We start from the raw sequence: 26,011 nt of genomic DNA, 5'->3' as shown, positions 1-26,011 counted from the left end.
CCGCCTGCGCGGGGTTGGCCCTGTTGCGCGTGTGACGCGTGTGTCAGGGGTGGCTTTCGCCTAACCTGCGAAGCATGGCCACTCGTCCGTCGACCACCTCGCGCAGCACCAAGGGCGCCTCCACGCGCCCGAAGGGCAGCACCCGCCCCACCGGGCGCAAGGCTCCCGCCAAGAGTGCTGCGAAGGGGAAGACCTCCGCTTCCCGCAAGACCTCCGCGTCGGGCGGGGGCCTCCCGCTGCCCATCGCCGCGGTGCAGAAGACGTGGATGGGGGTCGCCCACGCGACCGGCTCCGGCGTGCGCCGCATCGGGCACAGCGCGAGCCAGATCGAGCCGGAGCACCGTCGTGACGGCTGGGGCTTCCTCGCCCTCGCGCTCGCCCTCGTCGTCGCCGTCCGCGAGTGGTGGGGCCTCACGGGCCTCTTCGGCGACATGGTCCACGCGGTCTTCGCCGGCACCTTCGGTCGGGTCGCCTACGCCCTGCCGATCGTCCTGCTCGTCCTCGGCGTGCGCCTGCTGCGCTCCGAGGGGGACTCCGCCGCCGACGCGCGACTCGGCTTCGGCGCCGTCATGGGCCTCTTCGCCGCCTCCGGCCTGACGCACATCGCCAAGGACATCCCGCAGCCGCCCGACGGTGCCGGCCCGATGCGCGATGCGGGCGGGATCATGGGCTTCCTCGCCTCGGACCCGCTGGCCACCGCGGTCACCGAGTGGCCCGCGACGATCCTGCTCGTCCTCCTCGGCCTCTTCAGCCTGCTCCTGCTCACCGGTACCCCGCTGCACGAGGTGCCGCAGCGGCTGGCCTACATCCGCGCCGCCTTCACCGGCGAGGTGCCCAGCCACGTGACCGCTGCCCCGGAGGCCGCCCACGACGCCCCCAAGGCCGCCGTGAGCCGCGCCCGTCGGCGCCGCGTCATCGACCCCGCCGACGAGGAGCTGTCGGGTGAGCGTGACGGCGACACCGCCTTCGACCAGGCCGCCGTCGTGCAGCCGGTCGGCAAGGGGCGCCGCAAGAAGTCGGCCCCGGTGCCCGAGGCCGACGAGACCGTCGAGACGCCCCAGGCCGAGGCCGGGGGCCCGCGCCCCGGGGAGAAGCGCCCGACGAAGAACCCCGTCGTCGCGCCGATCAAGCCCTCCGACAAGACGGTGCTCGAGCCGCCGCCCACGACCCAGCTGCCGCAGCGGGTCGAGCAGCTGGCCCTCGCCGGCGACGTCACCTACACGCTGCCCGACAGCCAGCACCTCAAGCCCGGTGCCCCCCACAAGGAGCGCTCGGCGGCCAACGACAAGGTCGTCGAGTCGCTGACGAGCGTCCTCGACGAGTTCGGCATCGACGCCCAGGTCACCGGCTTCCACCGCGGCCCGACGGTCACCCGCTACGTCGTCGAGCTCGGCCCGGGTGTCAAGGTCGAGCGGGTCACGGCCCTGTCCAAGAACATCGCCTACGCCGTGGCCTCGGCCGACGTGCGCATCCTCAGCCCGATCCCGGGCAAGTCGGCCATCGGCATCGAGATCCCCAATGCCGACAAGGAGATGGTCTGCCTCGGCGACGTGCTCCGCTCCGACGTCGCGCGCAACAACGAGCACCCGATGGTCATGGGTGTCGGCAAGGACGTCGAGGGCGGCTACGTCATCGCCAACCTCGCGAAGATGCCGCACATCCTCGTCGCCGGTGCCACGGGCTCCGGCAAGTCCTCCTTCGTCAACTCGATGATCACCTCGATCCTCATGCGGGCCACGCCCGACGAGGTGCGCATGGTGCTCGTCGACCCCAAGCGGGTGGAGCTGACGGCCTACGAGGGCATCCCGCACCTCATCACGCCGATCATCACCAACGCCAAGAAGGCCGCCGAGGCCCTGCAGTGGGTCGTGCGCGAGATGGACATGCGCTACGACGACCTCGCGACCTTCGGCTACAAGCACGTCGACGACTACAACAAGGCGGTCAAGGCCGGCAAGGTCGAGCCGATCCCCGGCAGCGAGCGGGTCATCCAGCCCTACCCCTACCTCCTCGTCATCGTCGACGAGCTCGCCGACCTGATGATGGTCGCCCCGCGCGACGTCGAGGACTCGATCGTGCGCATCACCCAGCTCGCGCGCGCCGCGGGTATCCACCTCGTCCTCGCGACGCAGCGCCCGTCGGTCGACGTCGTCACCGGTCTGATCAAGGCCAACGTGCCCTCGCGCATGGCCTTCGCCACCTCGTCGCTCGCCGACTCGCGGGTCGTGCTCGACCAGCCCGGCGCCGAAAAGCTCCTCGGCCAGGGTGACGCCCTCTTCCTGCCCATGGGCAAGTCCAAGCCGATGCGTGTGCAGGGTGCCTGGGTCACCGAGTCCGAGATCCAGGCGGTCGTCGCCCACGTCACCGGGCAGCTCAAGCCGGTCTACCGCGAGGACGTCGCCCCGGCGGAGGCGCCCAAGAAGGAGATCGACGAGGACATCGGCGACGACCTCGACGTGCTGCTGCAGGCCACCGAGCTCGTCGTCACGACCCAGTTCGGCTCGACGTCGATGCTCCAGCGCAAGCTCCGGGTCGGCTTCGCCAAGGCCGGCCGGCTCATGGACCTGCTCGAGTCGCGCGGCGTCGTCGGCCCCTCAGAGGGCTCCAAGGCCCGTGACGTGCTCATCACCGTCGAGGACCTGCCGACGACCCTGGCCCTGATGAAGGGGGAGGAGCCGCCGGCTCCGGAGGCCTCGGCCGAGGGTGCCGACGGGGTGGAGGGCGGCGTCGACGACGAGGCCCCGCAGGCCGCGCCGGCAGGGGTCTCCACCGACACCGACGTCATCGACCTGCGCCAGGGTGCCCCAGCGGCGCAGGACCGTTACGCGAGCGACCCGATCGGCACCGAGGTCGTCGAGGAATGGACCGAGGACGACGACGAGGACGCCTGGTCCCTCACCGACCGTCGCTGACCTGCTCGGGCGCCGGCGCCTCGTCGAGGGCGCCGGCGTCGAGGAGCTCGGCGCGCACGTCGCCGACGAAGTCGACGACCTGGTCGCGGCCGCGGACCGGACCGCCGGCGAGCAGGCCGTCACCGCCGAGGAGCACCGCTGCGGGGGTCCCCACGCCGAAGATGCGCGCCAGCGTGCCCTGCGGGTCGTGCAGCACCCGCCCGGACAGCGCAGGGGCCTGCTGGGTGGCCAGCTCGACGGGCTGGGCGACGACCGCCCGCACCCGCACCGGGCCCAGCCCCTCGTCCCAGCCCGGCAGCTCCTCGATGACCGGCGTGCACGGACCGCACCCCGGTGAGATGAAGAGGAGCAGCACCGCGCCCTCGGCGACGAGGGCCGTCAGCGGGATCGAGCGGCCGGCCTCGTCCTCGAGCGCCGCGTAGGGCATCGGCTGGCGGCTGTAGTCCAGCTCCTCCTCGTCGGTGGCGGCCGCTGCGGGGGCGGGGGTCGCCCCCTTCGTCCCGCCGAAGGTCACGACGACCACGGCGACGGTGACGACGACCAGCGCGAGCCAGACCCACGTCGCCGCGCTGGCCTCGGCGAGCCGCGCGAGCACGGAGGCCTCCGCTGACGCCGACCACAGCGTGAGCAGCCCGACGAGCACGAGCAGCACGTTGCGCCACGCGGTGCGGCGGGTGACCTCGCCGAGCCCGAGCCGCCCGAAGCAGCTGCACGTCACGGGGTAGCCGAAGCCCAGCGCCCGCACGATGACGGCGAGGTAGGCGATGAGCAGGCCGAGCGTGACCACCGCCACCCCCAGGGCGAAGGGGGCGGGCGTCACCACGAGCGCCACCGCCAGGACGATCTCGGCCCACGGCAGGACCCGCGGTGCGGGGGAGTCGGTGAGGGCCCGGGGCAGCTGCAGCTGCGCGAAGGCGCTGCGCGTCTCCTCGGGGTGACGCAGCTTGGCGCCGCCGCTGACGCAGAGCAGGACGGCGAGCAGCAGGGGAGGGAGCAGGAGGGGTCCGGCGAGCACGTGGCGAGTCTAGGGTTGCCCCATGACGAAGGCTTGGTACGAGCTCGACAGCCGTCCGACGGGGGCCCGCTACTGGGCCGCTGTCGTGCGCAAGCAGCCCTCGGCGATCCTCGTGGGCATCCAGCTCTTCGCGATCGTGCTGCTCCCGTGGGTCGAGTCGGAGAACTGGGGCCGGGCGGTCATCACCTCGCTGTCGCTCTTCGCCGTGACCTTCGGTATCTGGGTCGTCCGCTCCACCCCGGCTCTGACCTGGCTCGCCCTGCTCATCGGCTTCCCTGCCTTCGTCCTCGAGGTGTGGTCGGTCGTCGACCGGAGCAACGTGCCGGTGACCTTTGCGGCCCACCTGCTGCTCGCGATCTTCTACATGTACGTCGCCTACGGGCTCGTTGCGTACATGTTCGCCGACACGTGGGTGACCAAGGACGAGCTCTTCGCGGTGGGTGCGGCCTTCACCGTGCTCCTCTTCGGCTTCACCTACCTCTTCGTGGCGATCCAGACCCTCGAGCCCGGCTCCTTCGACGGGCACACGGGCGTGGGGCAGAAGTCCTTCCTCGAGCTGTTGTACTTCTCCGCGGCCAACCTCACGAGCGTCGGCCTGTCCGACGTGACGGCCATCGAGCCGCACGCGCGGGCCGCGACGATCATCGAGCAGCTCGGTGGCGTCCTCTACGTCGCGATGGTCATCTCGCGACTCGTGGCGCTGACGGTCAGCCGGGCGCGTCACTGAGGCGCCTGCGGGGACCTAGAGTGGGGGCATGTCCGTCACCACCCGTAGCGTCGCCATCGTCACCCTCGGGTGCACCCGCAACGACGTGGACTCCGAGGAGCTCGCCGGGCGGCTCTCCGCCGAGGGGTGGACCCTCGTCGACGACGCCGCGGAGGCGGACGTCGCGGTCGTCAACACCTGCGGATTCATCGAGCAGGCCAAGAAGGACTCGATCGACGCGATCCTCGAGGTGGGCGGCCTGCGCGAGCACGGTCGCACGCAAAAGGTCGTGGCCGTCGGGTGCCTCGCCGAGCGCTACGGCAAGGAGCTGGCCGACGAGCTGCCCGAGGCCGACGCGGTGCTCGGCTTCGACTCCTACACCGACATGTCGGCCCACCTGCGGGCGGTCCTCGACGGGCACGCCCCCGAGGCCCACACGCCCGGTGACCGGCGCAAGCTGCTGCCGATCTCGCCGGTCGAGCGCGATGCCGCTGAGGTGGCCCTGCCGGGGCACAACACCGCCAGCGACCTGCCGCGGACCCGCCTGGCGGACACGCCGTGGGCGCCGCTGAAGATCGCCTCGGGCTGCGACCGGCGCTGCGCCTTCTGCGCCATCCCGACCTTCCGTGGCGCCTTCGTCTCGCGTCGTCCCAACGACGTCGTGGCCGAAGGGAGGTGGCTCGCCTCCCAGGGGGTGCGTGAGCTCTTCCTCGTGAGCGAGAACTCGACGTCCTACGGCAAGGACCTCGGCGACCTCGACCTGCTCGAGCAGCTGCTGCCGGAGCTCGTCGCCATCGAGGGCATCGAGCGGGTGCGGGTGTCCTACCTCCAGCCGGCGGAGATCCGGCCCGGGCTGCTGCGTGCGATGGCGGCGACGCCGGGCGTCGTGCCCTGGTACGACATCTCCTTCCAGCACGCGTCGGGTCCGCTGCTGCGGAGGATGCGTCGCTTCGGCGACACCGACTCCTTCCTCGAGCTCATCCGTGGCGTGCGCGAGCGCCAGCCGGAGGCCGGCATCCGCTCCAACGTCATCCTCGGCTTCCCTGGGGAGACCGAGGAGGACGTCGCCGAGCTCGAGCGCTTCCTGACCCGGGCCCGTCTCGACGTCGTCGGGGTCTTCGGCTACTCCGACGAGGACGGCACCGAGGGAGAGCTGCTCACCGACAAGGTCGACCCGGAGGTCGTCGCCGAGCGCGTGGAGCGGGTGCGCTCGCTCGTCGAGGAGCTGAGTGCCCAGCGCGCCGAGGAGCGCGTCGGCGAGGTCGTCGAGGTCCTCGTCGAGGAGATCGACGACGAGACCGGCGAGATCAGCGGGCGGGCGGCCCACCAGGGGCCCGACGTCGACGGCGTCACCCTCCTCACCGGAGCGGTCGACGGGCTGGAGGTCGGCACGATCGTCACCGCCGAGGTCATCGGGACCGAGGGCATCGACCTCGTCGGGCGGGTGTCGGCATGACCTCCCAGCCGCAGTCGCAGGCGCCGGTGGGGCAGACGCAGGCGCCCGAGCCCAGCCCCTGGAATCTGCCCAACGCCCTGACGGTCCTGCGCATCCTGCTCGTGCCCGTCTTCGTCTGGCTCGTCCTGCGCGACGGCGGCGACGACACCGTCACCCGGTGGTGGGCCTGGGGCGTCTTCGCGATCGCGATCATCACCGACCGCATCGACGGCGACCTCGCCCGGGCCAAGGGGCTGGTGACCACCTTCGGCAAGGTCGCCGACCCGATCGCCGACAAGGCACTGACCGGGGCGGGCTTCATCACCCTGTCGATGATCGGCGAGATCCCGTGGTGGATCGCCGTCGTCATCATCGCCCGCGAGCTCGGCATCACGCTCATGCGCTTCTGGGTCATCCGCCACGGGGTGATGCCGGCGAGCCGCGGTGGCAAGGTCAAGACCTTCTTGCAGGCCCTGGCCATCGGCCTCTTCGTCATCCCGCTGAGCAGCCTGCCCGTGGAGTGGCTGTGGCGCGGCCTGGCCTGGGCGATCCTCCTCGCGGCCCTCGTCGTGACGATCGCGACCGCGGTCGACTACGTCATGAAGGCGATGACGCTCCGCTCGACGAGCGATCGCGCCCGGATGAAGCAGGAGCGCAAGGCGGCACGTGGCCGCTAACGCCGCGGCACTGCTCGACGCCCTCGCCGCGCGGGGGTGGTCGCTCGGCACCGCGGAGTCACTGACGGGTGGCCTGCTCGCCGCGACCGTCGTCGAGGTGCCCGGCGCCTCCCGGGTCTTCGCCGGCTCAGTCGTCGCCTACGACCCCGCCGTCAAGATCTCGCTGCTGGGCGTGGACCAGTCCGTGATCGAGCGCGTGGGCACCGTCGACGAGCAGGTCGCGACCCAGATGGCGACGGGAGCCTGCCGCGCCCTGGGCGTCGACGTCGCCGTCGCGACGACGGGGGTGGCCGGTCCCGGCCCGAGCGAGGGACACCCGGCCGGCACGGTGTGGCTGGCCTGCGCCTGGCCCGAGGGAGTATCGACGCGTCGGCTGGCGTTGACCGGGGAGCGCTGCGAGGTGCGCGCGACGGCGGTCGCTGCCGCGCTGACCTTGGTGGCCGAGGCCATCGGTCGCACGTCGACCGGCGGCGGCCCTGACCTTTCGCAGGGACTCACCTGATCGTTGTGGGTGGGGCGTTGTACCGTGGTGTCGGACGAGATGCTCGAGGAGGTGGTCCGTGATGGTGTTGCTGCGTGAAGAGCTCGGCGACGTGCTGCGCGATGCCCGCCGCTCCCAGGGGCGCACCCTGCGCGACATCTCGGCCAAGGCCTCCGTCTCTCTCGGCTACCTCAGCGAGATCGAGCGCGGCGAAAAGGAAGCGAGCTCCGAGCTGATCGCCTCGATCTGCACCGCGCTCGAGGTGCCACTGTCCGCCGTCTTCACCGAGATCGCGCACCGCGCCGACCGGGCCGAGCGGGCCAGTGCCCCCCTCACCCTGCCGGTCGCCACCCGCTCCGAGGACGTCGTCTCCGCCGCCTGACCGGCTCTGCCGGACCTGCCGGCCCTCAGCGGCCAGGTCGTCGCCGGGAGCCCAGCGGGCCCTGTGGTCGCCCGTCATCGGTCGGGGCCGGCCCACCCTGGCACCCCGGGCAGGAGAAGAAGACCCGGTCCGGCCCCGTGCGACCCAGCGGCGCCACGCGGATCGTCGCGCCGCAGCGTCGGCACGGCCGCCCCGATCGCCCGTGCACCCACGAGCGGTGGTCGGCACGCAGCACGCCGGTCGCCGACTGGACGGCGTGGTCCTTGCCCCGGTCCATCAGCTCGTGCACGCGAGCGACGAGCGCGGAGATCTCGTCGCCGGTGAGGTCGCGGGCCGGACGCCACGGGTGCAACCGCTGGGCGAAGAGCGCCTCGCTCGCCCAAAATGTCCCCACCCCGGCGAGCACCCGCTGATCGAGCAGCGCCGCGGCGATCGTGACATCCGGGGGACACTCGCTGATCCGCAGCACGACGAGGTCGGGGTCCCAGTCCTCGCCGAGGACGTCGGGGCCCAGGTGCCCGACGAGCCGGTGCTCGTCGCGACGTGGCACGACGTCGACCTCACCCAGCCGCAGACCCAGCGTCGTCCACGCATCGGTGCCGATCGCCGCCCGCAGGTCGGTCCGGCGCAGCGCGCGTCGCGCCGCCTCGGACCCGGCGGCCTCGACCCGCCACGAGCCCTCCATCCGCAGGTGGGTGTGCAGCGTCCATCCGGAGTCGAAGCGGTGGAGGAGGTGCTTGCCGCGGGGCACGACCTCGTCGACGACCGCGCCCGTGAGGCGCCCTTCGTCCACCTCACCCCACCGGATGTCGACGAGTGTCGCGGGGGCTCCCGCCAGGGCGGCGTGCAGCCGTCGCGCCGTCCGCCAGACGGTGTCGCCCTCGGGCACCGGTCAGCCTCGCCGGCCCGGGCGCAGTCTCAGCCCGCGCGGGGTCATGGTGAAGCCGGCATCGGTCAGGGCCACGGCGAGCGGGTCCTGCGAGCCGAGGACAGCGGCACCGTCGGCGCGCTGCACCGTGAGGCGACCCAGCGCTCCGCGGTGCACGGCATCGGCGAGCCCGGTCGCGGCGACGGCGAGCGACTCCTCGTCGCACGGCCAGGAGAGCAGGGTGCGGCCACCGCGCTCGACGTAGAGTACGAGCTGCCCGTCGACGGCGACGACGAGGGCTCCGGCCTTGCGACCCGGCTGGTGCCCGGAGTCCCGCTCGGGCCAGCGCAGGGCGGCGCCCCACGGGTTGGCGGGGTCGGTCGCGGCGAGCACGACCGGGCCCTCGGGGGGCCGGGCCGAGCGCACCTCGTCGACGGCGCCGGGCACGGCGAACTGCGAGGCACCGAGCCCCTCGATGAAGTAGCCGCGGCGCACCTGACCGGCCTCCTCGGCGGCACCGAGGACGCGGTGGACGGCGGCGAAGCCGCCGGTGACCTCTTCGGCGACCACGCTGCCGCGGGTGACGACGCCGTACCGGTCGAGCAGGCCCTCGGCGGCCGCATGGGCGCGGACCGTCGGCTCTGCCTCCGTGGCGGGCAGGGCTGACCAGCGCCCGGCGGCGCGTGGTGGGCCGCTGCGCTGCGGGACGGTGGGCCGACCGAGCCGTGGTCGGCCGCCGTAGCGCCCCCGCGCTGCCGGTCGCCGCTGCGGCTTGTGTGCGGTGCGGCCGCCCGCGAGCAGCCCGCGGACCGGGGCGAGGGTGTCGCCGGTGACGAGCCCGCGGTGGGCCAGGGACCACAGCGCGTCGGCCAGCTCCTCGTCGTCGACCCGCTCCTCGTCCTCGGCGCGGTCGTGGGCGAGGGTGTCCGCGAGGTCGCGGAAGAAGTGGGCTCCGCCGCCGGCGAGGGCGTGGTGCACCCGTGCTTCGAGCGGGCTCAGACCGGTCGCATCGGGCACCGGGAGGGTGGTCTCGGCCCCGTCGGCCAGGTGCAGGCTGACCCACGCGTCGTCGCCGGGCAGGCTGCCGTGGCCGGCCCACAGCACCTCGCCGGTCGCCATGAGGTCGTCGAGGACCGGTCCGCCGGCGTCGTCGACCCGGGCGGGCAGGACGAGGGACTCGAGCGCACTGGCCGGGAGCGGGACGCCGCTCAGCTGCTCGACGACCCGCAGCACGCCGTCGCGTCCGCGCATGCGGCGGCCGACGCCCTGCCACGAGGGCAGGAAGCGGGCGAACTGCCGGGGCTCGACCGGCTCGACCTCATGACGCAGCGCGGCCAGCGACCGCCGCCGCAGGGTCCGCAGCACCTCGGCGTCGCAGAACTCGCCACCCCGGCCCCCGCACTCGACGGGCAGCAGGTCGCCCTCGACGAGGCGGCCGGTCTGCACCAGACGCCTCAGGGCATCGGTGGCGACCGCCCGGCCGATGCCGTAGTGCGTCGCGAGGTCGGTTGCGGCGAAGGGGACGTGGGTGCGCGCGTAGCGCGCCACGAGGTCCCCGAGCGGGTCGCTCGCCGGTTGCAGCAGCGAGTCGGCCAGTCCGGGAGGCAGGCTCACCCCGAGGGCATCGCGCAGGCGAGCGGCGTCCTCGGTGCTGGCCCAGCGATCCTCACCGGCCACCCGCACGGGGATGACCTGGCGGCTGGTCTCGAGGTCGACCAGGGCCGCGCGCACGGCGTCGGTGTCGAGGCGGCTGCGCCCCTCGAGCCCCTCGACCGTCAGGGGCCCGAGGACGCGCAGCAGGTCGAGCAGGTCCTCGCCGTCACGGGCCGCGCGCTCGGGCGTGAGGCTCTGCAGCTCGGCGGCGGTGCGCTCCACGGCTGCCGGGTCGAGCAGGTCGGCCAGGGCGAGCTGCTCGCCGCGCCCGAGCAGGTCCGCGAGCAGCGTCGGGTCGAGGGTCAGTGCGGCGGCGCGCCGCTCGGCGAGCGGTGAGTCCCCTTCGTAGAGGAACTGGGCGACGTAGCCAAACATCAACGACGCGGCGAAGGGGGAGGGCCGCTGGCTCTCGACGTCGACGAGGGTCACCCGTCGTCCCGCGATGTGCGTCATGAGCTCGGTGAGGGCCGGTACGTCGAAGACGTCCTGGAGGCACTCGCGCACCGCCTCGAGCACGATGGGGAAGTCGCTGTGCCCGCTCGCGACCTCGAGCAGGGCCGCGGCCCGCTGCCGCTGCTGCCACAGGGGCTGGCGGCGGTCGGGGCGACGCCTCGGCAGGAGGAGGGCCCGCGCCGCGCACTCGCGGAAACGCGCGGCGAAGAGGGCCGAGCCACCGATCTCGTCGGTCACGGCTCGCTCGACGTCGGCCGGGTCGAGGGTGATGAGGTCGAGGACCTGACGGCTCAGCGCGGCGGCGTCGAGACTGTCGTCGAACTCGAGATCGGGCAGCCGCAGGACGATCCCGTCGTCACCGTGCATCGCCTGAACGTCGATGCCCCACCGCTCTCGCATGCGGCCGGCGATCGCCAGCGCCCACGGGGCGTGCACCTGGGCGCCGAAGGGGGAGTGCACGGCCACGCGCCAGTCACCGATCTCGTCGCGAAACCGCTCGACGACGATCGTGCGGTCGTCGGGCAGGTGACCGGTCGCCGCGCGCTGCTCCTCGAGGTAGGCGAGGAGGTTGTCGCGAGCCCACTCGTCGAGCCCCGCCTGCGCGAGGCGGGCGTTGGCTCCCTTCGTCCCGAGGCCGCCGATCTCTCGGACGAAGCTGCCGACGGCGGCGCCGAGCTCGGCCGGTCGGCCGAGCTGGTCGCCGTGCCAGAAGGGCAGCCGGCCGGGCTGGCCGGGGGCCGGGGTGACGAGCACCTGGTCGTGGGTGATGTCCTCGATGCGCCAGCTGCTCGTGCCGAGGGTGAAGACGTCGCCGACCCGCGACTCGTAGACCATCTCCTCGTCGAGCTCGCCGACCCGGCGTCCGGGCCCGTCACCGGAGGCGAGGAAGACGCCGTACAGACCGCGGTCGGGGATCGTGCCGCCGCTCGTCACGGCGAGTCGCTGCGCTCCGCGGCGCCCCGCGATGGTGCCGGCGACGCGGTCCCACGTGATGCGCGGGCGCAGCTCGGCGAAGTCCTCCGACGGGTACCGCCCGGCGAGCATGTCGAGGGTGGCGTGCAGCAACGTCGAGGGCAGGGAGGCGAAGGGAGCCGCCCGCCGCACGAGCGCCTCGAGCTCGGTGACCTCCCACTCGTCGAGGGCGCACATGGCGACGACCTGCTGGGCGAGCACGTCGAGCGGGTTGGCAGGGACGTGCAGGGCCTCGATCTCGCCGGCGCGCATCCGCTCGACGACGACGGCCGACTGGACGAGGTCGCCGCGGAACTTCGGCAGGACGACCCCGTGGCTGACGGCTCCGACCTGGTGGCCGGCACGGCCGACCCGCTGCAGCCCGGAGGCGACCGACGGCGGTGACTCGATCTGGACGACGAGGTCGATCGCGCCCATGTCGATGCCGAGCTCGAGGCTGCTCGTCGCGACGACGCAGGGCAGCCGGCCGGCCTTGAGGTCCTCCTCGATGAGGGCGCGCTGCTCCTTGCTCACCGAGCCGTGGTGGGCACGGGCCAGGACGGGTGGTGCTCCCGCGGAGGCGCCGGACTGGGCCATGACCTCGGCGGGTGGCCGGCTGGGGAGGGGCGCCTCGGCGGCCTCGGGAGGAGCGACGCGCTCGGCGTGGATCTCGTTGAGCCGACCGGTCAGCCGCTCGCCGAGCCGGCGGCTGTTGACGAAGACGAGCGTCGAGCGGTGCTGCTCGACGAGGTCGACGACCCGCTCCTCCACGTGCGGCCAGATCGAGGCCCGACGCTCCTCGCCCGCGGCGGCACCGGAAAGATCGCCTGTCGGCTCGCCGAGCTCGGTGAGGTCGGCGACCGGGACGACGACGTCGAGCTGCCACTGCTTCGTCGACGTGGGCTGGACGATCTCGACCGGTCGGCCACCGGAGAGGAAGCGGGCGACCTCGTCGACCGGGCGCACCGTGGCCGACAGGCCGATCCGCTGGGCGGGCCGCTCGAGCAGGGCGTCGAGGCGCTCGAGCGAGAGCGCCAGGTGGGCCCCGCGCTTGGTGCCGGCGAGGGCGTGGATCTCGTCGATGATGATCGTCTCGACCCCGCGCAGGGCCTCGCGCACGCCCGAGGTGAGCATGAGGAAGAGCGACTCGGGGGTCGTGATGAGGACATCGGACGGCGTCCTGGCGAAGGCCCGGCGCTCGGCGGCCGGGGTGTCTCCCGAGCGGACGGAGACCGAGACCTCGGGCGCCGGCAGCCCGAGCCGGTCAGCGGCGTGCCCGATGCCGACGAGCGGGGCGCGCAGGTTGCGCTCGACGTCGACGGCCAGAGCCTTGAGGGGCGAGATGTAGAGGACGCGGCAGCGCGCCTGCGGGTCCTGTGGTCGTGGTGTCGACGCGAGTCGGTCGAGCGCCCAGAGGAAGGCCGAGAGGGTCTTGCCCGAGCCGGTCGGGGCGACGACGAGGGCGTGGCTGCCAGCGCTGATCGCGCTCCAGGCACCGACCTGCGCCTGCGTGGGCTCGGCGAAGCTGTCCCGGAACCACGTCGCGGTGGCGGGGGAGAAGCGGTCGAGGACGTCGTCGGTCATGGTAGGGACAGCCTGCCACCGTCCGCCGACAGCTCAGCGCTGCAGCAGGTCGAGCACCTGGTCGAGCTTCGTCTCGAGCGAGGTCATCCGGGTCTCCATGGAGGTCATCCGGGTCTCGAGCGAGTCCATCCGGTCCCCGAGCGCCCCCACGTCCTCGGTCAGCTCGTTGAACCGGTTGGTGTGGCGACGCTGCGTGTTGTGGACGTCGGCGATCATCGTGTGCATCGCGGAGATGTCGTTGTCGTGCTGCCGCACCTTGCGCTCGAGATCGGTGGCCGTCATGCGTCCACGATAGGCGCTCGAGGGAGCCTGTCCGGCGCCTCGGGCGAGATCTGTGGACAACGATCGGGCAGCGGTCGGGGCCCGGCTCAGCGGTGCTTGTCGGGCTCGAGCCGCAGGGTCATGAGCGTCGTGGCGAGCATGTCGTAGTGCCCGACGAGCAGCAGCAACTCGATGGCCTCTCGCTCGCTCGCGACTGATCTGAGGCGGTCCCACTGCGCATCGTCGAGGTCCTTCGTCGCCACGAGCGTCTGGGCGCTCTCGCGCAGCACCCGCTCGCGGTCGCTCAGCGTCTCCACGGCTGTGTCGGCGAGGATCCCCTCGATCTCGGCCGAGCTCAGCCCGGCTCGCTGACCGAGCAACCGGTGGTGCTCTCGCTCGTAGTCGCAGCCCCGTGCGGTGGCGACGGTGAGGATCACCAGCTCGGACTCCCTTCGCTCCAGGGAGCCGAAGGGCATGAGGCGCCCGGCGAAGTGCAGCCAGCCGGTGAAGAGGCCCTTGGTCCGCCCGAGGGTGGTGAAGATCGCCGGCGGCTCGGTGCCGGTGACCCGGCCGGCGGCGCGGGCGAAGCCCCACCGCACCGGCCCGAGCTCACGCAGGCTCCCCGGCCCGATGCGGGCGGTCACGAGCCCAGCGCCCGGGTCGTGCCGGTCGGCTGCTCGGTCGTGTAGGCGACCTGCTCCGTGCGGGCGATCTCGAGCGACTCCTCGAGGTCGGGCATCGGCTTGAGCTCGATGACCCGCTGGGCCACGTGTCGAAGGGGGACGACCGGCGGCACCCAGCCCGGCGCCGCGATGCGCCGCGACCGCTTGGCGATGCCCCGCTCGAGCGCCCGCAGGCCGGACTCGATGGGGGCGACGCCGCTGACGGTGCCGCCTCCGGTGAGCTTCTTGCCGGCGACCGTGTCGAAGCCGCGGCTGGTCATGTCGGTCGCGAGCTCGGAGTAGTAGGCGACGCCGACCTTGGCGCCCGTGGGCTTGATCTCTTGGCGGAAGGTGTTGCCGATCGCCTCGACCGCGGCCTTGCTCGCGCTGTACGCGCCGAGCAGGGGCAGGTGCACGGCCGCTGCGAGGGAGGCGGTCGCTAGGGCGTACCCGCCCGGGTGGGTGATGTGCGGGCCGGCCGCGCGCAGCGTGTAGAAGACGCCGAGGGTGTTGACCCGCAGGTGCGCCTCCATGACGTCGGGCTGGCCGCCGATGATCGGCAGCTGCTTGGCGATGCCGGCGTTGGCGACGACGACGTCGAGACCGCCGAGCTCGGCGACGAGCTCGGCGACCGCGCGGTCGACCTGGTCGGGGTCGGAGACGTCGCACTCACGCCAGGGGGCGTGGTTGCGCTGCGCCGCCTCGGCGAGGAGCTCGGGCTCCAGACCGGCCAGCGCGACGCGGGCGCCGTGGGCGGTGAGCAGATCGGCCAGGCCGGCGCCGATGCCGCGCGCCGCGCCCGTGATGAGGACGCGACGGCCGCGCAGGGCCGGGGTGTACTTCGGGCGAGGTGAGAGGCTCATTACCCGACGGTAACAAGGTTGGCGCGAACCCGCGACCCCTCAGCCCTCGTCGCGCAGCCCGTGCACGAGCAGCCCGAGCGCCGCCGTGTAGGTCGAGAGGATCACGGCGGACGAGATCGCCTGCGTCCGTGGGGTCTTCGCGTACTGCTGGCCGACGATGATCGCCGCGTCCGAGACGAGGAAGAGCGCGCCGCCGAGCGCGACCGCCCGGCCGTTGCGCGGACGCTCGCCGTCGCCCATGGCGAGCGCCGACATCGAGCCGAGCAGCAGGCCGTAGCCGGTGAGCACCGGGTCGGGGGCGCCGCCGTCGGTGTCGAGCACCGCGAGCCCGGCGAGGGTCGTCGCGGCGATGGCGGAGGGGACCGGGCGGGGGCGGGCGCCGTCGTGGAGGAGCAGCCCGATGAGCCCGATCTGCTGGACCCCGAAGGCGCTGGCGCCGCGGCGCATCAGGCGGCGCGACTCGTCGCCCTCGGCCCGGCTGGACCGGTACATCCACCAGTCGCCGACGGTCGACCCGACGAGGGCGGTGACGAGGGTGGCGGTGCGCTTGGGGCAGCGCTGCGAGCGGGTCGCGAGCACACCCGCTGCCAGGGCCGGCGCGAGCGCCACCTTGGTCGCGGCGTGCGTGCGGTGGCGGCCGATGACGTCCGCGGCGGTCGTCGCGAGGGCCAGAGGCACGTAGGCGAGCAGGTCGGCGCGGCCGCGGACGAAGGAGGAGAAGCTCACGAGGACTCCGGCTGTTGTTGGGTGATGCAGTGGATGCCGCCACCACGGTCGAAGAGCGGCCGGGCGTCGACGCCGACGACCTCGCGCCCCGGGTAGACCGAGCGCAGCACCTCCAGGGCGCGCTCGTCGTGCGGGTCGTCGAAGACGCAGGCCACGACGCCGCCGTTGCAGACGAGGTGGTTGACGTAGGACCAGTCGACGGGGCCCTCGTCGTCGGTCAGGGTCTGCGGTGCCGGGATGCGCGTCACCTCGAGGCGGCGGCCGGCGGAGTCGGTCGCGGCGAGCAGCACCTGCTCGATCTGCTGGCAGACCTCGTGGTCCGGGTGGGTCTCGTCCTCCTGCCAGTGCAGCAGCACGTGACCGGGTGCGGTGAAGGTCGCGACGATGTCGACGTGCCCGCGGGTGCCGAAGTCGTCGTAGTCCCGGGTCAGGCCGCGCGGCAGCCAGACGAAGGTGTCGACCCCGAGCAGCCGCCCGACCTCGGCCTCGATGTCCCCCTTCGTCGCCCCGGGGTTGCGACCGGGGTCGAGCTGGACGGTCTCGGTGAGCAGGACGGTGCCCTCACCGTCGACGTGGAGGCCGCCCCCTTCGTTGACGATGGACGAAGGGAGGTGGTGGGCGCCGGCGGCGTCGGCCACCTGCGAGGCGATGCGGGAGTCGAAGCCCCACGAGGCCCACTCCTGCGCGCCCCACCCGTTGAAGATCCAGTCGACCGCGCCGAGCTCGCCGTCGGGGGCGAGGACGAAGCTCGGCCCGATGTCGCGCATCCACGCGTCGTCGAGGTCGGCGACGACGATGTCGATGGGGTGGGCGGTGTCGTTGCGCAGGTACTCGCGGCACAGGTGGATGTCGGCCGGCGGCACGACGAGGGTCACCGGCTCGAAGCGCGCCACGGTGCGCGCGACGGTCGCCCACGTCGTGCGGGCGCTCTCGACCTCCTCGGGCGTGTCCCCGAGCGTGTAGCCGTGGCTGGGCCAGGCCATCCACGTGCGCTCGTGGTCGGTCCACTCGGCGGGCATCCGCCACCGGGTCGCGTCGCCCATGGGGCCGCCCTCCTTGGTCGTCGTGGCTGCAGTATGCCGTCCGACACCGACGAGTGCCGACTACTACACTCCACGGGTGCGGCTGAGCCACTTCTGGACCCTGATGGAGGACGAGTTCGGGGAGAGCTATGCCCACACGCTGGCGCGTGGGCACGTCGTCCAGGCGCTCGGCGACCGGACGGTCACCGCCGCCCTCGACGAAGGGGAGTCCCCGCGCCGTGTGTGGGAGGCCCTGTGCGACGACCTCGACATCCCGCCGCACCGCCGGCTCGGGATCGACCGGGAGCCGATGCCGGTCCCGCCCGAGATCGCGAACGAGCGGCCGGAGTGACGCCTACTCGATGACGTGGCCGACGCCGTCGAGCCCCGGGAGGTCAGGGACCGTGAAGGTGTCCAAGGAGCCCATGCGCGCGATCGTAGCGACGGGCGTCGCCCCCATTTTTCGTGCGGGTACTCTCGCCCCCGTGAACGACGTCCTCCTGAGCGCCTCCGGTCTGACGAAGACCTTCGGTGACTTCACCGCCGTCGACGGGATCGACATCGAGGTGCGGCGGGGCGAGTCCTTCGGATTCCTCGGCCCCAACGGCGCTGGCAAGTCGTCGACGATGAAGATGGTCGCCGCGACCTCGCCGCCCACCGGGGGAGAGCTGCGCATCTTCGGCCTCGACCCGGTGACCGACGGCGCGGCGGTGCGGGCCCGTCTGGGCAACTGCCCCCAGCAGGACAACCTCGACGAGGAGATCACCGTCGAGGAAAACCTCCACGTCTACGGCCGCTACTTCGGCCTGCCGCGCAAGGTCATCCGCGAGCGCACCGACGAGCTGCTCGACTTCGCCCAGCTCACCGAGCGCCGCAAGGACAAGGTCGAGCCGCTCTCGGGGGGCATGAAGCGCCGCCTGACGATCGCCCGCTCGCTCGTCAACAACCCCGAGATCCTCCTGCTCGACGAGCCGACGACCGGCCTCGACCCGCAGGCCCGGCACGTGCTGTGGGACCGCCTCTTCCGCCTCAAGCGGCAGGGCGTCACGCTCATCATCACGACGCACTACATGGACGAGGCCGAGCAGCTGTGCGACCGGCTCGTCGTCATGGACCACGGCCGGATCGTCGCCGAGGGCTCGCCCCGCTCGCTCATCGAGACCCACTCCACGAGAGAGGTGCTCGAGCTGCGCCTGCCCGTGGAAGACCACCTCGGGGCGGCCGGGCTGGTCGAGGGCGTCGGCGAGCGCGTCGAGGCCCTGCCCGACCGCCTGCTCGTCTACACCGACCACGGTGACGGTGCCCTCGAGGCGGTCCACGCCCGCGGGCTGCAGCCGGTCTCGGCCATCGTGCGTCGCGCCAGCCTCGAGGACGTCTTCCTCCACCTCACCGGCCGGACCTTGGTCGACTGATGACCGCGACACCGGTGGCGTCGACGACGGTGCGCCACGAGCACGGGGAGCGGGCCCCCCTTCGTCCGGTGGAGCGGGTGGCCGCCGTCGCGGCCTACTTCGGCCTCGTCTACCGCCGCACGTGGATGGGGTCGGTCTTCAGCCGCTTCGTCATGCCGCTGCTCTTCCTGCTCGCGATGGGCGTCGGGCTCGGCTCGCTCGTCGACGACGCCTCCGGCGGTGTCGAGGGCGTCTCCTACCTCCTCTTCGTGGCCCCGGCGATGATCGCGGTGCAGGCGATGATGACCGCGGTCAGCGAGTCGACCTACCCGGTCTTCGGGCTCTTCACGTGGAACCGGATGTACCACTCGATGCTCGCCACCCCGCTCACGGTGAGCGACCTCCTGCTCGGCCACCTCGCCGTGGTCGCCGCGCAGGGTGGCTTCGCGGCGGCGGCCTTCGTCGTCGTCGCGGCGCTCTTCGGCAGCTTCACGTCGTGGTGGGTGCTCCTCGCCGTGCCGATCGGCGTGCTCGTGACGCTGGCCTTCGCGGTGCCGCTCTTCGGCTTCACCGCCCGGGCGAAGGGGGAGTCGGCCTTCAACATCGTCTACCGGCTCGTCATCACGCCCCTCATGCTCTTTTCCGGCGTCTTCTTCCCCGTCGACCGCCTCCCGCTGGTCCTCGAGGTGCTCGCCTGGCTGACGCCCCTGTGGCACGGCGTGGAGCTGTGCCGCGCCGCGGCCCACGGGAGCTTCGCTCCCTTCGACCTGGTGCACCTGGCGGTGCTGCTCGTCGTCATCGCGGCCGGCTGGGTATACGCCCGCGCCGGCATGACCCGCAGGCTCGTCTCGTGAGCGCGGGGGTGCTCACGCCGGGCCTGGCGATGTGGCGCTCCGTGGTGGAGCGCAACGTCGTCGGCTTCCGGCGGCGGTGGGCGGCCTTCGTCACCGGCTTCGCCGAGCCGGTCTTCTACCTGCTCTCCCTCGGCATCGGGGTCGGGTCGCTCGTGCCCGTCGTGCTGACCGACGGCGGCACCGAGGTGAGCTATGCGGCCTTCGTCGCGCCCGCCATGCTCGCCGCGTCGGCGATGAACGGCGCGATCATGGACTCGACCTTCAACGTCTTCTTCAAGCTGCGCTACGCGAAGATCTACGACGCGATGCTCGCGACGCCGCTCGGCCCGCGCGACATCGCGGTCGGCGAGGTGGTGTGGTCGCTCATCCGTGGCGGGGTCTACGCGCTCGTCTTCTACCTCGTGGCGCTCGCCGTCGGGGTCGTGGAGTCGTGGTGGTCGCTGCTCGCGGTGCCGGCGGCGGTCTTCATCGGGCTCGCCTTCTCCGCCGTGGGCATGTTTGCGACGACCTTCATGCGCTCGTGGGTCGACTTCGACTGGATCATGCTCGTCATCCAGCCGCTCTTCCTGCTGTCGGCGACCTTCTTCCCGCTCGGCACCTACCCGGGGTGGGCCCAGCCGATCGTCCAGGCGACGCCGCTCTACCACGGGGTGGCGCTGGAGCGCGGGCTCATGCTCGGGGAGGTCGGCTGGGGCCTGCTGTGGCACGTCGGCTACCTCGTCGTGCTCGGCGTGGTCGGCATCTGGGCGACCTCCCGCCGCATCGAGACACTCCTGCGGTCGTAGCCGACGGGCGACGAAGGGGGAGTCCCGGCGTGTCGGCGCGCCGCTCCCGACCTCGAACACGTGTTCGGGTAACGTCGTCCACAGGTGCTCGGCCGACGACACCGGCGTCCACAGCCCCACGGCAGCTGCGGACCGTTGTCGGTGCTGGCTCCTAGCGTCTGACCAGACACGCACGAGACGTCCGACAGTGCGATCCGGTCGCCGGTGGACGCGCCCGACACGACGACAAGGAAGGTGTGGCATGGCTGAGGTCACCGCCATCGACAGCAAGCTCCACGAGCAGAAGCTCAAGTCCCTCGACAACGTCATGGGCCAGATCGAGAAGGCCCACGGCAAGGGCGCGGTCATGCGCCTGGGTGACGACGTGCGTCCCCCGATCGCGGTCATCCCGACCGGCGCGATCGCCCTGGACGTCGCCCTCGGCATCGGCGGCCTGCCCCGCGGCCGCGTCGTCGAGGTCTACGGCCCGGAGTCCTCCGGTAAGACGACCGTCGCCCTGCACGCCGTCGCCAATGCGCAGCGCGCCGGCGGCATCGCGGCCTTCATCGACGCCGAGCACGCGCTCGACCCCGAGTACGCCAAGAAGCTCGGCGTCGACACCGACGCCCTGCTCGTCAGCCAGCCGGACACCGGTGAGCAGGCGCTCGAGATCGCCGACATGCTCATCCGCTCCGGCGCGCTCGACATCATCGTCATCGACTCGGTCGCCGCGCTCGTGCCCCGCGCCGAGATCGAGGGCGAGATGGGTGACAGCCACGTCGGTCTGCAGGCCCGCCTCATGAGCCAGGCCCTGCGCAAGATCACCGGTGCCCTCAACGCGTCGGGCACCACCGCGATCTTCATCAACCAGCTGCGGGAAAAGATCGGTGTCATGTTCGGCTCGCCCGAGACGACGACCGGTGGCAAGGCGCTGAAGTTCTACGCCTCGGTCCGCCTCGACGTGCGCCGCATCGAGACGCTCAAGGACGGCACCGACCCGGTCGGCAACCGCACCCGGGTCAAGGTCGTGAAGAACAAGGTCAGCCCGCCCTTCAAGCAGGCCGAGTTCGACATCCTCTATGGCCAGGGCATCTCTCGCGAGGGCGGCCTCATCGACATGGGCGTCGAGCACGGCTTCATCCGCAAGGCCGGCGCCTGGTACACGTACGAGGGCGACCAGCTGGGTCAGGGCAAGGAAAATGCCCGCAAGTTCCTCAAGGACAACCCCCAGCTCGGCGAGGAGATCGAGGTCAAGATCAAGACCAAGCTCGGCATCGGCGTCAAGCCCGCCGACGAGGCGGCTGAGGAGCCGGCCGAGGTCCCGGTCGACTTCTGATCGAGGGCACGTCATGACGGATCGTCACGACCCGGAGACCGTCGCGCGCCTGCGTGCGGCGGTCTCCGCCATCGAGGACGGCTCCCCGGTCCCTGCCCTTCGAGACGCTCGCCCGCAAAGCGGACTCCCTCCTCAGGATCCGGAGGTCGCTCAGCGACCGTCTCGAAGGATCCCGCCCCCGGACCCGGCGACCCGGGACGCGGACTCCGACCCCCACGCGGTTGCCCGTGCCGTCGTGCTGCGCCAGCTGACCGGTGCACCCAAGAGCCGCAAGCAGCTCGAGGACGCACTGACCCGCAAGGGCTGCCCCGACGACGTCGCGGCCGAGGTGCTCGACCGCTTCGAGCAGGTCGGGCTCGTCGACGACGAGGCCTATGCGCAGGCCTTCGTCCGCTCCAAGCAGGCCGGGCGCGGCCTGGCCCGTCGAGCGCTATCGCACGAGCTGCGCGCCAAGGGGGTCGACGACGAGATCGCCCGTGCGGTCCTCGACGACGTCGACCCCGAGGACGAGCGGGCCAGGGCCCACGAGCTCGTCGCCAAGAAGCTGCGCTCGATGCACGGCCTCGACCGCGTGGTCCAGACCCGACGGTTGTCCGGCATGCTCGCCCGCAAGGGCTATGGCCACGACGTCGCCAGAGTGGTCATCACCGAGGCGCTCGACGCCGATCCGGAGCACCAGCGCGACTGAGCCGCACGCGAGGACCCGGCACGAGCTGGCCGCACGGTCGCCCGACCCCGCGGTGTGCGCGGCGATGAGGGGGTAGCCCCCGGTCACCGGGTGGTCGCTGAGGAAGAGCGTCGGCTGCCCGTCGCCGTTCACCTGGACCGATCCGCGGACCACCCCCTCGCTCGGCAGCTCGTCGGTGACGGCGCGCTCGAGGGTGGGTCCCTGCAGCCGCGCCCCGACCCGGTCGACGTCTGCCGTCACCGACCACTCCGCGCTCGTGAGCGTGCGCCGGCGAGATTGGCAAAGCCGGCGAAGGCGACCTCGACGACGGAGATCTCGTGGGCCCGGCTCGTCGCGCTCCCGGTGGGCCGGCCATGCGTGCCGGCGGCTGAGCGCAGGGCAGCGACTACCGCCGTCGTCGTCGTCACGCGTGGGTCGAGGGTGACGAGGACGGTGCGTACCGCACGGCGCGGACGTCCTCGACGGCGCTGGGGGAGTCCCCGTGGACGCACTGGGAGGAGACCGGTCCCTGACGACCTCCGCCGTCAGCTCGGCGGGGTCGACGTCGATGAAGCGACGGCCGAAGCCCGCGAGATCGCGGTAGGAGACCTGCGCTCCGACGACGACGCCGCGCTGGGCGCACAGGGCGACGACGGGCTGCATCGTGCGGGTGTCCCCGGCGTGGGAGCCGCACGCGACGTTGGCGCTCGTCACGACGTCGAGCAGGCCCTCGTCGTCTGTCAGGGCCCGCCGGCCGAAGCCTTCGCCGAGGTCCGCGTTGAGGTGGATGGTCACCACAGCGAGCTCGTCGCAGAGCCCTGCCGAAAGAGGCCTCGGGCGGGAAACCTTGCGGCAACCTCCCGGCCCTATGGTGTGGGGGTGACCCAGGTACAACGACAGTCCCAGGGCCGCGGGAACCCCGCGACCGCCGAGGGGCCGAGCATGTTCGACGACTACCCGACCGGGGACGCGTGGGACGAGATGTTCGACCACGGATCGGGAGAGCCCCGCGCTCCGTACAAGCCGATCCACCACACGCTGCGCGCGATGGACCCGGAGAGCCTCGAGGAGCGCGCCGATGCGCTCGCCCGGATGTTCCTCGACCAAGGCGTGACCTTCGACCACGCCGGGGAGGAGCGCCCCTTCCCGCTCGACGCCGTGCCGCGCGTCATCGACGCGGAGAGCTGGCAGACCGTCGAGCGGGGAGTCGCCCAGCGGGTGCTCGCCCTCGAGTCCTTCCTCGACGACATCTACTCACGCGAAGGGGCTATGCCACGGGCCGTCGAGGACGGCATCATCCCGTGGCGGCTCATCGCGACCTCGAGCCACTTCCACCGCGCCGTGGCCGGTCTGCGCCCCGCCAACGGCGTCCGGGCCCATGTCTCGGGCATCGACCTCATCCGCGACGAGCAGGGCGACTTCCGCGTCCTCGAAGACAACGTCCGGGTGCCGTCCGGCGTCTCCTACGTCATCGCAAACCGGCGTGCCATGGCCAACGTCTTCCCCGAGGCCTTCGCGACGATGCGGATCCGCCCGGTCCACCACTACCCGCGCATCCTGCTCGACGCGCTCCGTGCGGCTGCTCCCGAGGGCCGCACCGACCCGACCGTCGTGGTGCTCACCCCCGGCGTCTACAACAGCGCGTACTTCGAGCACACGCTCCTCGCGCGGATGATGGGTGTCGAGCTCGTCGAGGGTCGTGACCTTGTCGTCCGCGGCGGCGAGGTCCGGATGCGCACGACGCGCGGCGAGGAGCGGGTCGACGTCATCTACCGGCGGGTGGACGACGACTTCCTCGACCCGGTGCACTTCCGTCGCGACTCGATGCTCGGGGTGACCGGTCTCATCTCCGCCGTCCGGGCGGGTCGGGTCACCCTGGCCAACGCCATCGGCAACGGCGTCGCCGACGACAAGCTCGTCTACTCGTACGTGCCTGACCTCATCCGCTACTACCTCGACGAGGAGCCGATCCTCCACGGTGTCGACACCTACCGCTGCAACGAGCCCGAGGCCCTCCAGGAGGTCTTCTCCCGCCTCGACGAGATGGTCGTCAAGCCGGTCGACGGCTCAGGCGGCAAGGGCCTGGTCATCGGACCGAAGGCGAGCGGCGAGGAGCTCGACGAGCTGCGCGCCAACCTCGAGCGGGACCCGCGGGGCTGGATCGCCCAGCCCGTCGTCCAGCTCTCCACCGTGCCGACGCTCATCGACGGGCAGCTGCGCCCTCGGCACGTCGACCTGCGCCCCTTCGCCGTCAACGACGGGGACCAGGTGACGGTGCTGCCCGGCGGGCTGACCCGGGTCGCGCTGCCCGAGGGGCAGCTCGTCGTCAACTCCAGCCAGGGCGGTGGCTCGAAGGACACGTGGGTGCTCGCCGGCCGCTACGCCAAGGTCCCGACGAGCGGCGATGAGGTCATCCTCCTCGGCACGAACCGTCCGATGCCGAGCGACGACAGCGCGCCGCCCACCGAGCTGCTCGACTCCGAGACCGAACCGGGGGGCACCTCGCCACCGCAGGCGGTCCCGGACCATGACTCGACGGCAGGCGAGGAGGCCTGATGCTCAGCCGGATCGCGGACTCGCTCTTCTGGATCGGCCGGTACATCGAGCGCGCCGACGGCACTGCGCGCATGGTCGACGTGCTGCGCCTTTCGCTCATCGAGGACCCGGGGCAGGACGTGAACTACACCTCGTGGATGCTTCTCGGCGGGATCATGGGGCTCGACGACGTCAGCCCCGATGTCACCTACGCCGACGTGGCCAGCCGGCTCGTCTTCGACGCGGACAACCCGAGCGCCATCTCCGGCTCATGGCTGGCCGCGCGGGAGAATGCCCGCCGGGCCCGGGAGACCCTCTCTACCGAGCTGTGGGAGGTCATCAACACCTCCTGGCACCGGTGGAACGGCCTCGGGGCGCAGACCGCGACCCAGCAGCACCTCGGCTGGGTCACCGAGCGCGCCGCCCTCGTCGCCGGCATCGCCGACTCGACGATGAGCCACGACGAGGCGTGGGACTTCCTCAGCCTCGGGCGGTCGCTCGAGCGTGCCGACATGACGGCTCGGATCGTGGCGACCGGCGCGATCGACGGCGGCCCGAACTGGGGCGTCGTCCTCGCGAGCTGTGGTGCCCAGCAGGCGATGCTGCGCACCATGCGGGGTGTCATCACCGACCGCACCGCTGCGGCCTTCCTCTCGCTGGACCGTCGCTTCCCGCGCTCGGTCCTCGCGTCCCTGCGTGAGGCCGAGGAGCGGCTGACGACCCTCTCGCCGGACACCGACCGCGTGGGCTTCTCCGACGAGGCCCGCCGCATCCTCGGCCAGACCCGCACCCAGCTCGAGTACGCCGACCCGGACGACGTCCTGGACGACCTGCCCGCGATGATGGGTCTGGTCCAGGAGTCGGTCACCCAGGCATCGGACGCGATCGGGGCCCGCTACTTCATGTCGGGCCCGGTCCAGGAGTGGACGGGGGAGATCCTGTGAGTACCCGACGGCACCGCATCGTGCACCGGACGGTCATGCGCTACGACGGCGACGTCGTCGCCTCGCACAACGAGCTGCGGATGACGCCGCTGAGCGAGCCCGGGCAGACCACGCTCGAGGCGCGGATCCGGGTACGCCCGCACTCGTGGAGCAACGTCTACACCGACCACTGGGGCACCCAGGTCATGGCGGTCGAGTCCCAGGGCGCGCACGACACCCTCGAGATCGAGGCGATGTCGACCGTCGAGCGCGCGCAGACGGTGGCGGAGGCGAGCGGCACCGGCTGGGATGCGCTGGCCAACGAGCAGACCCGTGACCTGCTGAGCGAGCTCGTCACCGCGACACCGCGCACGACGACCACCGAGGAGCTGACGAAGATCGCGCAGGCGGCTCGCGACGAGCGGACCCCACGGGCTGCTGCCCAGGCGATCTCGACGCAGGTCCACGAGCGGATGAGCTACGCCAAGGGCGTCACGGAGGTCTCCGACACCGCCGAGGACGCCTGGGCCAAGGGGCAGGGCGTGTGCCAGGACTTCGCGCACATCACCCTCGCGGCGCTGCGCTGCATCGGCATCCCCTCTAGGTACGTCTCCGGCTACGTCGCGAGCGAGCCTGACCTCGAGCGCGGCCAGTCCTGCCCCGGCGAGTCGCACGCCTGGATCGAGATCTGGGACGGCGCGTGGATGCCCTACGACCCGACGAACCTCGCGCCCGTGGGGCTCGACCACGTCGTCGTCGGCCGCGGCCGCGACTACGACGACGTCGCGCCCTTCCGGGGGATGTATGCCGGACCCGAGCTCTCCGAGCTCGACGTCGAGATCACCTTCACCCGGGTCAGCTGAGGGTCCGGCGGTTGCCCCCGGATGCGC

The 26,011-nt window shown here is 72.3% G+C and carries 24 protein-coding genes and 2 pseudogenes; 15 read left to right on the top strand and 11 right to left on the bottom strand.

Translation table 11 applies throughout. The features are described 5' to 3' along the window. Positions 1-74: 74 nt before the first annotated feature. Positions 75-2,912, top strand: coding sequence for a DNA translocase FtsK (locus CWN80_RS01085; protein WP_007926119.1), 2,838 nt, complete (start codon positions 75-77; stop codon positions 2,910-2,912). On the opposite strand, the gene CWN80_RS01080 is transcribed toward CWN80_RS01085, so the two are convergent. Then, positions 2,896-3,927, bottom strand: a complete 1,032-nt coding sequence (locus CWN80_RS01080; RefSeq protein WP_007926126.1) for a MauE/DoxX family redox-associated membrane protein — start codon at positions 3,925-3,927, stop codon at positions 2,896-2,898. The two genes, CWN80_RS01085 and CWN80_RS01080, sit on opposite strands and share 17 nt — an antisense overlap. 22 nt (positions 3,928-3,949) lie before the next feature. On the opposite strand from CWN80_RS01080, the gene CWN80_RS01075 reads away from it, so the two are divergent. The 5 genes from CWN80_RS01075 (at position 3,950) to CWN80_RS01055 (ending at position 7,608) form a co-directional block, all read left to right on the top strand. Further along, on the top strand, positions 3,950-4,654 hold the full coding sequence (locus CWN80_RS01075) for an ion channel (RefSeq protein WP_007926132.1): 705 nt from the start codon (positions 3,950-3,952) through the stop codon (positions 4,652-4,654). A 28-nt stretch (positions 4,655-4,682) separates the two neighbouring features. Next, positions 4,683-6,089, top strand: coding sequence for a 30S ribosomal protein S12 methylthiotransferase RimO (gene rimO, locus CWN80_RS01070; RefSeq protein ID WP_007926133.1), 1,407 nt, complete (start codon positions 4,683-4,685; stop codon positions 6,087-6,089). After that, positions 6,086-6,745, top strand: a complete 660-nt coding sequence (pgsA, locus tag CWN80_RS01065) for a CDP-diacylglycerol--glycerol-3-phosphate 3-phosphatidyltransferase (RefSeq protein ID WP_007926134.1) — start codon at positions 6,086-6,088, stop codon at positions 6,743-6,745. The genes rimO and pgsA overlap by 4 nt, the downstream gene beginning before the upstream one ends. After that, positions 6,735-7,247, top strand: coding sequence for a CinA family protein (locus CWN80_RS01060; RefSeq protein WP_007926135.1), 513 nt, complete (start codon positions 6,735-6,737; stop codon positions 7,245-7,247). The genes pgsA and CWN80_RS01060 overlap by 11 nt, the downstream gene beginning before the upstream one ends. Positions 7,248-7,308: 61 nt before the next feature. Further along, positions 7,309-7,608, top strand: a complete 300-nt coding sequence (locus CWN80_RS01055) for a helix-turn-helix domain-containing protein (RefSeq protein ID WP_128276741.1) — start codon at positions 7,309-7,311, stop codon at positions 7,606-7,608. A 25-nt stretch (positions 7,609-7,633) separates the two neighbouring features. Here CWN80_RS01055 and CWN80_RS01050 read toward each other — a convergent pair whose 3' ends face one another. The 7 genes from CWN80_RS01050 to CWN80_RS01020 all read right to left on the bottom strand — a co-directional run bounded on the left by CWN80_RS01050 (position 7,634) and on the right by CWN80_RS01020 (position 16,672). Then, complete coding sequence (locus tag CWN80_RS01050; protein WP_040880955.1) at positions 7,634-8,497, bottom strand: Fpg/Nei family DNA glycosylase; 864 nt, start codon at positions 8,495-8,497, stop codon at positions 7,634-7,636. Between the two features lie 3 nt (positions 8,498-8,500). Continuing rightward, positions 8,501-13,117, bottom strand: a complete 4,617-nt coding sequence (locus CWN80_RS01045; protein ID WP_128276740.1) for an ATP-dependent helicase — start codon at positions 13,115-13,117, stop codon at positions 8,501-8,503. A gap of 33 nt (positions 13,118-13,150) precedes the next feature. Next, entirely contained in the window at positions 13,151-13,399 is a 249-nt protein-coding gene (locus CWN80_RS01040) for a hypothetical protein (RefSeq protein WP_007926141.1), read from the bottom strand. Between the two features lie 86 nt (positions 13,400-13,485). Then, on the bottom strand, positions 13,486-14,022 hold the full coding sequence (locus CWN80_RS01035) for a carboxymuconolactone decarboxylase family protein (protein WP_007926142.1): 537 nt from the start codon (positions 14,020-14,022) through the stop codon (positions 13,486-13,488). Next, positions 14,019-14,903 (bottom strand): SDR family NAD(P)-dependent oxidoreductase, encoded by an 885-nt coding sequence (locus CWN80_RS01030; protein ID WP_128276739.1) that lies wholly within the window; start codon positions 14,901-14,903, stop codon positions 14,019-14,021. The genes CWN80_RS01035 and CWN80_RS01030 overlap by 4 nt, the downstream gene beginning before the upstream one ends. A gap of 39 nt (positions 14,904-14,942) precedes the next feature. Next, positions 14,943-15,629: a lysoplasmalogenase family protein gene (locus tag CWN80_RS01025; RefSeq protein WP_128276738.1), complete on the bottom strand. Its 687-nt coding sequence runs from the start codon at positions 15,627-15,629 to the stop codon at positions 14,943-14,945. Then, complete coding sequence (locus tag CWN80_RS01020; RefSeq protein WP_128276737.1) at positions 15,626-16,672, bottom strand: agmatine deiminase family protein; 1,047 nt, start codon at positions 16,670-16,672, stop codon at positions 15,626-15,628. The genes CWN80_RS01025 and CWN80_RS01020 overlap by 4 nt, the downstream gene beginning before the upstream one ends. Before the next feature lie 76 nt (positions 16,673-16,748). On the opposite strand from CWN80_RS01020, the gene CWN80_RS01015 reads away from it, so the two are divergent. From CWN80_RS01015 to CWN80_RS00990, 6 genes are all read left to right on the top strand, one after another. Beyond that, the gene (locus CWN80_RS01015; RefSeq protein ID WP_128276736.1) at positions 16,749-17,003 is read left to right on the top strand and encodes a DUF3046 domain-containing protein; all 255 of its coding nucleotides are present in this window, start codon (positions 16,749-16,751) and stop codon (positions 17,001-17,003) included. Positions 17,004-17,136: 133 nt separating this feature from the next. Then, positions 17,137-18,063 carry an ABC transporter ATP-binding protein gene (locus tag CWN80_RS01010; protein WP_040880956.1) on the top strand — a complete coding sequence of 309 codons (927 nt, stop codon included), beginning with the start codon at positions 17,137-17,139 and terminating at the stop codon, positions 18,061-18,063. Continuing rightward, the gene (locus CWN80_RS01005) at positions 18,063-18,896 is read left to right on the top strand and encodes an ABC transporter permease (RefSeq protein WP_007926159.1); all 834 of its coding nucleotides are present in this window, start codon (positions 18,063-18,065) and stop codon (positions 18,894-18,896) included. The genes CWN80_RS01010 and CWN80_RS01005 overlap by 1 nt, the downstream gene beginning before the upstream one ends. After that, positions 18,893-19,681 (top strand): ABC transporter permease, encoded by a 789-nt coding sequence (locus tag CWN80_RS01000; RefSeq protein ID WP_238148007.1) that lies wholly within the window; start codon positions 18,893-18,895, stop codon positions 19,679-19,681. Before CWN80_RS01005 ends, CWN80_RS01000 begins: the two co-directional genes overlap by 4 nt. A gap of 241 nt (positions 19,682-19,922) precedes the next feature. Beyond that, entirely contained in the window at positions 19,923-20,996 is a 1,074-nt protein-coding gene (gene recA / locus CWN80_RS00995) for a recombinase RecA (RefSeq protein ID WP_040880958.1), read from the top strand. 235 nt (positions 20,997-21,231) lie between these two features. Further along, positions 21,232-21,684, top strand: coding sequence for a regulatory protein RecX (locus tag CWN80_RS00990; RefSeq protein WP_007926161.1), 453 nt, complete (start codon positions 21,232-21,234; stop codon positions 21,682-21,684). A 105-nt stretch (positions 21,685-21,789) separates the two neighbouring features. Here CWN80_RS00990 and CWN80_RS15700 read toward each other — a convergent pair. The 3 genes and pseudogenes from CWN80_RS15700 to CWN80_RS00985 form a co-directional block, all read right to left on the bottom strand. Next, positions 21,790-21,924, bottom strand: a pseudogene (locus CWN80_RS15700) (allophanate hydrolase subunit 2 family protein); the annotation flags it as partial. Continuing rightward, the gene (locus CWN80_RS15475; protein WP_192899830.1) at positions 21,921-22,091 is read right to left on the bottom strand and encodes a hypothetical protein; all 171 of its coding nucleotides are present in this window, start codon (positions 22,089-22,091) and stop codon (positions 21,921-21,923) included. The pseudogene CWN80_RS15700 and the gene CWN80_RS15475, both read right to left, overlap by 4 nt. A gap of 115 nt (positions 22,092-22,206) precedes the next feature. Next, positions 22,207-22,458, bottom strand: a pseudogene (locus CWN80_RS00985) (LamB/YcsF family protein); the annotation flags it as partial. 147 nt (positions 22,459-22,605) lie between these two features. Here CWN80_RS00985 and CWN80_RS00980 point away from each other — a divergent pair. From CWN80_RS00980 to CWN80_RS00970, 3 genes are read left to right on the top strand one after another with little or no spacing between them, the layout of a single operon-like run. Next, complete coding sequence (locus CWN80_RS00980) at positions 22,606-24,219, top strand: circularly permuted type 2 ATP-grasp protein (RefSeq protein WP_007926167.1); 1,614 nt, start codon at positions 22,606-22,608, stop codon at positions 24,217-24,219. Continuing rightward, the gene (locus CWN80_RS00975) at positions 24,219-25,142 is read left to right on the top strand and encodes an alpha-E domain-containing protein (RefSeq protein WP_007926169.1); all 924 of its coding nucleotides are present in this window, start codon (positions 24,219-24,221) and stop codon (positions 25,140-25,142) included. Before CWN80_RS00980 ends, CWN80_RS00975 begins: the two co-directional genes overlap by 1 nt. After that, positions 25,139-25,984: a transglutaminase family protein gene (locus CWN80_RS00970; RefSeq protein ID WP_007926171.1), complete on the top strand. Its 846-nt coding sequence runs from the start codon at positions 25,139-25,141 to the stop codon at positions 25,982-25,984. The genes CWN80_RS00975 and CWN80_RS00970 overlap by 4 nt, the downstream gene beginning before the upstream one ends. Positions 25,985-26,011: the final 27 nt, after the last annotated feature.

The organism is Janibacter hoylei PVAS-1 (genome assembly GCF_004025845.1).
In the GTDB taxonomy this organism is placed as follows: domain Bacteria; phylum Actinomycetota; class Actinomycetes; order Actinomycetales; family Dermatophilaceae; genus Janibacter; species Janibacter hoylei.
Note: the sequence above shows the minus strand (reverse complement) of the source record. Positions and strands in the feature narration are given on the sequence as shown.

Excerpts from the sequence above, each read along its gene's own strand:
- CWN80_RS01075 (WP_007926132.1), top strand. The coding sequence starts at position 3,950 with ATGACGAAGGCTTGGTACGAGCTCGACAGCCGTCCGACGGGGGCCCGC.
- CWN80_RS01085 (WP_007926119.1), top strand. The coding sequence starts at position 75 with ATGGCCACTCGTCCGTCGACCACCTCGCGCAGCACCAAGGGCGCCTCC.
- pgsA (WP_007926134.1), top strand. The coding sequence starts at position 6,086 with ATGACCTCCCAGCCGCAGTCGCAGGCGCCGGTGGGGCAGACGCAGGCG.
- recA (WP_040880958.1), top strand. The coding sequence starts at position 19,923 with ATGGCTGAGGTCACCGCCATCGACAGCAAGCTCCACGAGCAGAAGCTC.
- CWN80_RS01005 (WP_007926159.1), top strand. The coding sequence starts at position 18,063 with ATGACCGCGACACCGGTGGCGTCGACGACGGTGCGCCACGAGCACGGG.
- rimO (WP_007926133.1), top strand. The coding sequence starts at position 4,683 with ATGTCCGTCACCACCCGTAGCGTCGCCATCGTCACCCTCGGGTGCACC.
- CWN80_RS01045 (WP_128276740.1), bottom strand. The coding sequence starts at position 13,117 with ATGACCGACGACGTCCTCGACCGCTTCTCCCCCGCCACCGCGACGTGG.
- CWN80_RS01040 (WP_007926141.1), bottom strand. The coding sequence starts at position 13,399 with ATGACGGCCACCGATCTCGAGCGCAAGGTGCGGCAGCACGACAACGAC.
- CWN80_RS01030 (WP_128276739.1), bottom strand. The coding sequence starts at position 14,903 with ATGAGCCTCTCACCTCGCCCGAAGTACACCCCGGCCCTGCGCGGCCGT.
- CWN80_RS01055 (WP_128276741.1), top strand. The coding sequence starts at position 7,309 with ATGGTGTTGCTGCGTGAAGAGCTCGGCGACGTGCTGCGCGATGCCCGC.
- CWN80_RS01020 (WP_128276737.1), bottom strand. The coding sequence starts at position 16,672 with ATGGGCGACGCGACCCGGTGGCGGATGCCCGCCGAGTGGACCGACCAC.
- CWN80_RS00975 (WP_007926169.1), top strand. The coding sequence starts at position 24,219 with ATGCTCAGCCGGATCGCGGACTCGCTCTTCTGGATCGGCCGGTACATC.
- CWN80_RS00980 (WP_007926167.1), top strand. The coding sequence starts at position 22,606 with ATGTTCGACGACTACCCGACCGGGGACGCGTGGGACGAGATGTTCGAC.